4 protein-coding genes are annotated in these 3865 nt (G+C 71.9%); all 4 read right to left on the reverse strand.

What is annotated here, in order from left to right; genetic code table 11:
- Window positions 1-369: acyl-CoA dehydrogenase family protein (locus ACTIR_RS0101795; RefSeq protein WP_026453003.1), on the reverse strand; the 369-nt coding region annotated here is incomplete at its 3' end.
- Window positions 366-1559: an acyl-CoA dehydrogenase family protein gene (locus ACTIR_RS0101800; RefSeq protein ID WP_026453004.1), complete on the reverse strand. Its 1194-nt coding sequence runs from the start codon at window positions 1557-1559 to the stop codon at window positions 366-368. The genes ACTIR_RS0101800 and ACTIR_RS0101795, both read right to left, overlap by 4 nt.
- Window positions 1559-2767: an acyl-CoA dehydrogenase family protein gene (locus ACTIR_RS0101805; protein ID WP_026453005.1), complete on the reverse strand. Its 1209-nt coding sequence runs from the start codon at window positions 2765-2767 to the stop codon at window positions 1559-1561. Before ACTIR_RS0101805 ends, ACTIR_RS0101800 begins: the two co-directional genes overlap by 1 nt.
- Window positions 2768-3787 (reverse strand): phosphotransferase family protein, encoded by a 1020-nt coding sequence (locus ACTIR_RS0101810; RefSeq protein ID WP_026453006.1) that lies wholly within the window; start codon window positions 3785-3787, stop codon window positions 2768-2770.
- Window positions 3788-3865: the final 78 nt, after the last annotated feature.

A 3865-nucleotide genomic window follows, 5' to 3' on the forward strand; every position in this document is an offset into this window, starting at 1 on the left:
GCCGGAGGCCAGTCCGCGCAGCAGGTCGGCGACCGGTCCGCCGTCGGCGGGGTCCGCGGCCAGCAGCACGGAGGTGGCGAGCACGGCGCTGCCCAGGTAGGGCACCGGGGCGGCGCTGCGGCCCAGTTCCTCCAGCACCACGGCGGTCTCCCGGGTGGAGGCACCCTGCCCGCCGAACGCCTCCGGCACGTGCAGGCCCGCCAGGCCCAGTTCCCCGGCGAGCGTGCGCCACAGCGCCGGGTCGTACGGTTCGTCGCTCTCCACCCGGGCCAGCAGGGCCGAGGGCTCGCAGTGGTCGGCGAGCATGTCGGCCACGCTGGCGCGCAGGTCGGTCTCCACATCGGAGTAGAGCAGGTCCGGGGCGCTCATCGGGGCAGATCCTTCCAGGCGATGTCCTTGTCCACGCGGGGTTCGGCGGGCAGGCCGAGCACCCGTTCGGAGATCACGTTGCGCAGGATCTCCGAGGTGCCGCCCTCGATCGAGTTGCCCTTCGCCCGCAGGTAGCGGTATCCGGCCTCGCGGCCGAGGAATTCCACGGTCTCGGGCCTGCGCAGGGTCCAGTCGTCGTAGCGCAGCCCCTGCTCGCCGAGCAGTTCCAGTTCGAGGCCGGACAGCGCCTGGGACAGCCGGGCGAACGCGAGCTTCATCCCCGAACCCTCCGGCCCGGGCGAGCCCACGGCGAGCTGCTGCCGCAGCCGCACGCCCGCCAGCCGGAACGCCTCCTGCTCGGCCCACAGCCGCAGCAGGCGTTCCCGCAGTTCGGGGGTGCGCAGCTCGGGGTGTTCGCGCCAGGTCGCGAGCACCTTGCCGAGCATGCCGCCCTCGCGGGGCATCGCGTTGCCGCCGATGGCCACCCGCTCGTTGTTCAGCGTGAACGTGGCGACCTTCCAGCCCTCGCCGACCTCGCCGAGCCGGTGCGCGTCCGGGATGCGCACGTCGGAGAGGAAGACCTCGTTGAACTCGGCCTCACCGGTGATCTGGCGCAGCGGCCGGACCTCGATGCCCGGCCGGCTCATGTCGCACAGGAAGTACGTCATGCCCCGGTGCTTGGGCACGTCCGGGTCCGTGCGGGTCACCAGGATGGCCCAGTCGGCGGTGTGCGCGGTGGAGGTCCAGACCTTCTGTCCGTTGACCACCCATTCGTCGCCGTCGGGCACGGCGCGGGTGCCCAGGGCGGCCAGGTCCGAGCCCGCACCCGGCTCGGAGAACAGCTGGCACCAGACCTCCTCGCCCGTCCACAACGGACGCAGGAACCGCTTCTTCTGTTCCTCGGTGCCGAACGCCAGGATCGTCGGGGCGGCCATGCCGAGCCCGATGCCGTTGCGGCGCGGGTTGTTGTCCGGCGCCCCCGCCGCGGCGAACTCGGCCTCCACGATGCTCTGCAGCTCGCGCGGGGCGCCGAGCCCGCCGAGCCCCTCGGGGAAGTTCACCCACGCCAGGCCCGCGTCGAACCGCGCCCGCAGGAACTCCAGCCGGTCGGTGCTGCCGGGGTCGTGCCCGGCCAGGAAGTCCGCGACCCGGCGGCGCAGGTCTTCGGCATCCACAGTGGACTCACTCATCAGACGTACCTCTTCAGTTCGCGGCGGGCCAGGGAACGCTTGTGCACCTCGTCGGGGCCGTCGGCGAACCGCAGCGTGCGCACCGACGCCCAGAGCGCGGCCAGCGGGGTGTCCTGGCTGACCCCGGCGGCCCCGTGCGTCTGGATCGCCTTGTCCAGGATCCACTCCACGGTGCGCGGAGTGGCGATCTTGATGGCCTGGATCTCGGTGTGCGCACCGCGGTTGCCCTGGGTGTCCATCAGCCACGCCGTCTTGAACACGAGCTGGCGCAGCTGTTCCACGCGCACCCGGGCCTCGGCGATCCAGTCCTGGACCACCCCCTGTTCGGCCAGGGCCTTGCCGAACGCCTCCCGGGAGACCGCGCGCCGGCACATCAGCTCGATGGCCCGCTCGGCCATGCCGATGGCGCGCATGCAGTGGTGGATGCGCCCCGGGCCGAGCCGGGCCTGGGCGATGGCGAAGCCCTCGCCCTCCCCGCTGATCAGGTTCTCGGCCGGCACCCGGACGTTGTCGAACACGACCTCGGCGTGGTCGCTGTAGGACTCGTCGCCGTAGCCGAACACGGTCATACCGCGCCGCACCTCGACACCCGGCGTGTCCCGGGGCACCAGGATCATGCTCTGCTGCCGGTGCGGCTCGGCGTCCGGGTCGCTCTTGCCCATGACGATCAGGACCGCGCACCGCGGGTCCATCGCCCCGGAGATGAACCACTTGCGGCCGTCGACCACGTAGTCGTCGCCGTCGCGGGTGATCCGGGTGGCGATGTTGCGGGCGTCCGAGGAGGCGACGTCGGGCTCGGTCATCGCGAACGCCGAGCGGATCTCGTCGTCGAGCAGCGGATGCAACCACTGTCGCCGCTGCTTCTCGTCCCCGAACTGGGCCAGCACCTCCATGTTCCCGGTGTCCGGTGCGGCGCAGTTCAGCGCGGCGGGGGCCAGGTGCGGGCTGCGGCCGGTGATCTCGGCCAGCGGCGCGTACTGCACGTTGCTCAGGCCCGCGCCCAGCTCGCCCGGCAGGAAGAAGTTCCACAACCCCTGTCTGCGGGCCTCCGCCTTCAGCTCGCCCAGGACCGGCACCTGGTCGCCGGGGTGTGCGGCGGCCCGGGACTGCTCTTCGTACACCGGCTCGGCCGGGTACACGTGCTCGTCCATGAACGCCTGCAACCGGGCGCGGTACTCCTCGGTCGTGGCATCGAACGCGAAATCCATTCACTCCTCCTCGAGTACGGCGTTGCCGCGCGCCACGAGCGCGGGCACGCCCGCGCCGATGGTGTCGAAGCCCTCGCCGACGGTCTGGCCCTGCGTGTAGCGGTAGTAGATCCCTTCGAGGATCACCGCGAGCTTGAAGAAGGCGAACCCGACGTACCAGTTCAGCGCCGAGGTGTCCCGGCCCGAGCGCGCGGTGTAGCGGGCCACCAGCTCGTCGGTGCCGGGGTATCCGGGAGCCGAGGTGACGTCGCTGATCTGGTCCCCGAGCGCGTGCCGCTCGGAGTAGGCGATCATCAGCGCGACGTCGGTGAGCGGGTCACCGAGCGTGGACATCTCCCAGTCGAGCACCGCCCGGATGGTGTCGTCCGGCCCGACGAGCAGGTTGTCCAGCCGGTAGTCGCCGTGCACGATCGCCGGCTCCGGCGAGGTGGGCAGCCGCCGGGTGAGCCGTTCGCGCAGCGTGTCGATCCCGGCGATGTCCCGGCTGCGGGACCCGTCGAGCTGCTTGCCCCACCGGCGCACCTGCCGTTCCAGGAAGCCCTCCGGCTTGCCGAAGTCGGCGAGCCCGACCGCACGGAAGTCCACGGCGTGCAGGTCGGCGAGCGTGTCGATCAGTGATTCGGCGATCCCCCTTGTCCGCTCCGGCCCGAGCGCGGTCAGCTCCTCGGCATGACGGAACGGCGTGCCCTCGACGAAATCCATGACGTAGAACTGCGCGCCCAGCACGGAGTCGTCGGTACACAGCAGCACCGTCGGCGGGACGGGGACGTCGGTGGGTCCCAGCGCGCTCATCACCCGGTGTTCCCGCGTCATGTCGTGCGCGGTGGGCAGGACGTGCCCGAGCGGCGGGCGACGCACGACCCACCGGTTCGTGCCGTCGCCGACCACGTAGGTCAGATTGGACCGGCCGCCCTCGACGACCCGTGCGCTCAGCGCACCGGTCACCAGACCCGGACGCTCCCGGTCGAGGTGTTCGCGCAACCGCGCGAGGTCGAGTCCGGGCGGGTTCTCGTCACTCATGTGACCTCCAAAGTCGTCGCCGGGGCGGGGCGGCACCGGCCGCGCGCCGGGCCGGGGTACCGACCGGCCGCCGGTGCG

The organism is Saccharomonospora iraqiensis subsp. iraqiensis (assembly GCF_000430445.1).
Taxonomy (GTDB): domain Bacteria; phylum Actinomycetota; class Actinomycetes; order Mycobacteriales; family Pseudonocardiaceae; genus Saccharomonospora; species Saccharomonospora iraqiensis.